Annotated in this window: 4 tRNA genes; all 4 read right to left on the bottom strand. The window is 54.9% G+C overall.

Going from position 1 to position 319, the window contains the following annotated elements:
• Positions 1–76 (bottom strand) — tRNA-Val (locus tag KQX66_RS37000).
• 10 nt (positions 77–86) lie between these two features.
• Positions 87–158 (bottom strand) — tRNA-Glu (locus KQX66_RS36995).
• A 6-nt stretch (positions 159–164) separates the two neighbouring features.
• A tRNA-Thr gene (locus KQX66_RS36990) sits at positions 165–240 on the bottom strand.
• Between the two features lie 3 nt (positions 241–243).
• Positions 244–319: transfer RNA gene (locus tag KQX66_RS36985), tRNA-Asn, on the bottom strand.

Here is a 319-nt window from a genome sequence, read left to right as displayed (position 1 = left end):
TGGTGGAGGCTGACGGGATCGAACCGCCGACCCTCTGCTTGTAAGGCAGATGCTCTCCCAGCTGAGCTAAGCCTCCAGCAGAACAATGACCCGTAGGGGATTCGAACCCCTGTTACCTCCGTGAAAGGGAGGTGTCTTAACCCCTTGACCAACGGGCCGAAATATGGAGCTTCCAACCGGGATCGAACCGGTGACCTCATCCTTACCATGGATGCACTCTACCTACTGAGCTATGGAAGCATATGGCTCCCCGAACAGGACTCGAACCTGTGACAACTCGATTAACAGTCGAGTGCTCTACCAACTGAGCTATCAGGGA

Source organism: Paenibacillus oleatilyticus (genome assembly GCF_018998565.1).
GTDB lineage: Bacteria > Bacillota > Bacilli > Paenibacillales > NBRC-103111 > Paenibacillus_G > Paenibacillus_G oleatilyticus.
The sequence above is the reverse complement of the archived record's forward strand: the minus strand, read 5'-3'. Positions and strand labels throughout refer to the sequence as shown.